The sequence below is a fragment of the Streptomyces sp. TRM64462 genome, assembly GCF_013362995.1.
Classification (GTDB): domain Bacteria; phylum Actinomycetota; class Actinomycetes; order Streptomycetales; family Streptomycetaceae; genus Streptomyces.
This window is the reverse complement of record NZ_JABWDV010000157.1, coordinates 1-3720: the sequence shown is the minus strand read 5'-3', so window position 1 is coordinate 3720 and position 3720 is coordinate 1. Positions and strand designations below refer to the sequence as shown.

General features: G+C 74.5%; 3 protein-coding genes and 1 pseudogene. 3 read left to right on the top strand and 1 reads right to left on the bottom strand.

The features are described 5' to 3' along the window. Positions 1 to 454 (top strand): annotated as a pseudogene (locus HTZ82_RS31740) (iron transporter); the annotation flags it as partial. Then, a complete protein-coding gene (locus tag HTZ82_RS07160; protein ID WP_309235349.1) occupies positions 372 to 1304 on the top strand; it encodes a hypothetical protein in 933 nt (310 codons plus the stop codon). The pseudogene HTZ82_RS31740 and the gene HTZ82_RS07160, both read left to right, overlap by 83 nt. A gap of 49 nt (positions 1305 to 1353) precedes the next feature. Here the strand turns inward: HTZ82_RS07160 and HTZ82_RS07155 are convergent, their stop codons facing one another. Further along, positions 1354 to 2109 (bottom strand): bifunctional DNA primase/polymerase, encoded by a 756-nt coding sequence (locus tag HTZ82_RS07155; RefSeq protein WP_175408444.1) that lies wholly within the window; start codon positions 2107 to 2109, stop codon positions 1354 to 1356. A 371-nt stretch (positions 2110 to 2480) separates the two neighbouring features. Between HTZ82_RS07155 and ddaH the strand changes: the two genes are divergently transcribed. Beyond that, on the top strand, positions 2481 to 3296 hold the full coding sequence (gene ddaH, locus HTZ82_RS07150) for a dimethylargininase (protein ID WP_175408443.1): 816 nt from the start codon (positions 2481 to 2483) through the stop codon (positions 3294 to 3296). Positions 3297 to 3720: the final 424 nt, after the last annotated feature.

Genomic DNA, 3720 nt, shown 5'->3' with positions numbered 1-3720 from the left:
GGGGGTGCTCGCCCGTGGGGTGCGCGACCTCCAGGAGGCGTGGCACCCGGGCGGTGCGGCACCGGCCGTGGAGCTGGGCGGCGCGGTGGCGCCGGACCGCTGGGCGGGCGCCCTCCTGGAGGGCGTCCTGAACGTGCAGCCGGACCCGACGGTGCTCCAGGTCACGGTGTGGGCCCTGTACCTGGTCCCGGCGCTCGCCCTCGTGGTGGCCCCGGTAGGGTTCGGTCGGTCAGTGCGGGTCGGGGTCGAGGAGCAGAAGGCAACCGATGAGGGGACTGGTGAGCGGACCGGGGCGGGCGCGGGGCCGGAAGGCCCGGCGGGGCAGAGCGACCCTCGCCCGTGCGGGGCGGCTGCCGGCGGCGCTCGCGGCGGTGACGTCCCTGGTCCTGACGGCGAGCGGCTGCGTGACGGTGCACGGCGAGCGGGCGGTCGTGCCGACGGCGACGCGGGATGAGGCCGAGCAGGCGCTGAAGGACTTCGTCGAGGCGTACAACGCGGCCGACAAGGCGTACGACCCGTCGCTCGACGCGCACCGCGTGACCGCCTCGCTCGGGGCGATACACCAGGCGGGTCTGAAGGCGCGGGCGGCGACCAGCCCGGGCGGCAACCCGAACCACAGGCCGCTGGAGCTGACGGACGTGCGGTTCGTCATCCCCAAGAAGGCGGGCTGGCCGCGCTGGTTCGTCGCGGACACCGACTCCAACACGGACGCGGACGACGGCCCGGGCGACAACCGCTGGCTGCTGGTGTTCATCCGCAACGGCGCCGACCAGCTGTGGGAGGCGTCGCATCTGACGCTCCTGGCGCCGAAGGACGTACCGGAGTTCCGGACGGACGCGGAGGGCTTCGCCGAGCCGTTCACGGACGCGCCCGCGCCGAACCTGAGCGCCGACTACGCCTCGTACATGAAGAGCGGGCAGCCCGCGGTGTTCGCGGCGGGCCCGCACACCACGGCCTGGCGGGAGGAGCGCCGCACGGTCGCCAACCGGCCGGGCCTGGCGGTGCAGTTCGCGGACCAGGCCCTGGACACGGGGACGTTCACGCCGCTGGCGCTGGCCACCGAGGACGGCGGGGCGCTGGTGTTCTTCTCGACGCGGTACTACGAGCGGCGCACGGCCGCGCAGGGGTACCGGCCGAAGGTGTCCGACGCGGAGAAGCCGCTGCTGACGGGCGAGGTCCGCAACACGCTCACCAAGGAGTGGGTGTCGAGCGTGACGGCCAAGGTCGCGCCGGGCGCGCCGGAGTCGGAGCGGGTGACGGTGGTGAACCGGCTCCAGGGCGTGACCGCGGTGACCGGTTCCTGACCTCTCCCGGTCCCTGAACCCGCTCCGGCCGCCTCAGTCGCTCAGCGACTCAGCGACTCAGCGGCCACGCCGCCGCGTGGTGGTCGCCGTGCTCGTCGGCGTACCGGTCGGCGTGCCGTGCGCAGGCGTCGGTGAGCGCCTCCAGCAGGGTCAGCGGGTCCGGCAGCGGATGCTCCGGGCCCCGCACCCACGCCACCGCGTGGTCACCGGGGAGCCGGGCCGGCGGGACGAGGACGTAGCTGCCGCGGCAGTGCCAGCGCAGGCCCGGGTGCTCGTCCATGGTCTCTGGGTGGCAGTCCAGCTCGCACGGCCACCACTCGTCCTCGTCCTCGGGAGTGCCGCGGGTCGCCGTGAAGAACAGCATGCGGCGCTCGCCGAGCGCGTCCCCGGCCTCGGCGACCGGGCCGACGTCGACGCCCTCGGACAGCAGCCGCTCCAACGCGGCGCGACCGGCCTCCGACGGAACGTCCAGGACGTCGTGGACCATGCCGGTCGCGGTGATGAAGTTGGCCTGCGGCTGACTGCGCGCCCACCGCTCGATCTGCGCCCTGTCGGTGGTGGACTGCGTCTGCCAGGCGAAGGAGACGGGATGGCGGGCCGGGGTGGGACAGCCGATGCGCTCGCAGGAACAGCGGTAGCCGGCGGGATACGCGGCGGGGGCGAGCGGCAGTCCGGCCGCGGCGACGGCCAGGAGCAGTTCTTCGCGGCTCGGGGTGTCCGCGGCGGTGGACTTCTTCGGGCGGCGGCGCAGCCAGTGCGCGAGTCTGCTCTCCGTGCCGCGGTAGCGGCCGATACCGTCGCCCATCTATCCCCTCACACCTGAATGCAAGCCCCTGTGGTCCCTGCCATGGTCCCACCATCCTGCGCCGCAGGTGACCGGACTCCTCAACCGGGGTACGGCGGCTCGGACACGAACCACCGACAGGCGGGCCGAGTTGCAGGGGTTTGTCCTGATACGCCCTCCGTGTGGGGGCGGTTCACCGTGAGGAGGCCCACGGGTTCGGCGCAGGCGTGGGCGAGCGGGCGGCGGGCGGGTGCGCGGGGGCCGGCACGCAGCACAGTCATCAGGTCGGCCGCAACCACCCGTACGGTCCGATGCGCGAAGGCCCGGTGCGGGCGCACCATGGCTGCGTCGCACGCACACCGCGTGCACCGGACGTCCGTGAGGAGCCTTCTTTGCCTCGTGACGCTTCACCCCGCCGCTACCTGATGTGCCCACCGGCGCACTTCAAGGTGACCTACTCCATCAACCCCTGGATGGATCCGGCGAAACCGGTCGACCTGCCGCTCGCCCTCGCCCAGTGGGAGGACCTGCGCGACCGCTACCGCGCGCTCGGCCACACCGTGGAGCTCCTGGAGCCCCGCCCGGACCTGCCGGACATGGTGTTCGCCGCGAACGGCGCCACCGTCGTCGACGGCCGGGTGCTGGGCGCCCGGTTCCTGTATCCGGAGCGGGCGGCGGAGGCGGAGGCGCACCGCGCCTGGTTCCGCGCGCACGGGTTCGCGGACGTCCACGAGCCGGAGCACGTCAACGAGGGCGAGGGCGACTTCGCGGTGACCGCGTCGTACCTGCTGGCGGGCCGCGGCTTCCGCTCCACGTCCCTCGCGGGCGACGAGGCGCAGGAGTTCTTCGGGCGCCCGGTGATCGGCCTGGACCTGGTGGACCCGCGCTACTACCACCTGGACACGGCGCTGTGCGTGCTGGACGCCGCGGCCGACGAGGTCATGTACTACCCGGGCGCGTTCTCGCCCGGCAGCCGCGCGGTGCTGGCCCGGCTCTTCCCGGACGCGCTGCTCGCGGAGGAGGCGGACGCGGCGGCGCTCGGCCTGAACGCGGTGAGCGACGGGCGCCATGTGCTGCTGCCGCAGGCGGCGGTGGGGCTGTTCCGGCCGCTGCGCGACCGCGGGTTCGAACCGCTCGGCATGGACCTCGGCGAACTCCTCAAGGGCGGCGGCAGCGTGAAGTGCTGCACCCAGGAGCTCCGCCCCTGACCCCCGCACGGGGCGGGACCACCCCCCGCCCCGTCCCGCCGCCCGGCCCCGGCTGCGGCGCGGGCCGGCTACCCCCGCCCGGAGCCGCCACCTCCACCGCGCGACGCCGCACCGCCCGCTCCCGCCGCTTCCGCTGCGGCGCGGCGCGTTCGCCGGAACCGCCGGTTTCGCTGTGGGGCGGTGCGTGGGCCGGTACCGCTGCGACGCGGTGCATTCGCCGGTACCGCCGGTTTCGCTGCGGCGCGGTGCATTCCCCGGTACCCCCGGTCCCGCTGCGGCGCTGCGCTCCCCGGTACGGCGGTTCCGCTGTGGGGCGGTGCGTCGGCCGGTACCGCCGGTTCTGCTGTGGGCATGCGTTCCTCCCCCAAGCACTTCGTGCAGGGGGGACCCCCAGGGCGATGGGGGTCCCCCCTGCTCGAGCGAA

Coding starts and splice junctions, on each gene's coding strand:
- HTZ82_RS07155 (WP_175408444.1), bottom strand. CDS start 2,109: ATGGGCGACGGTATCGGCCGCTACCGCGGCACGGAGAGCAGACTCGCG.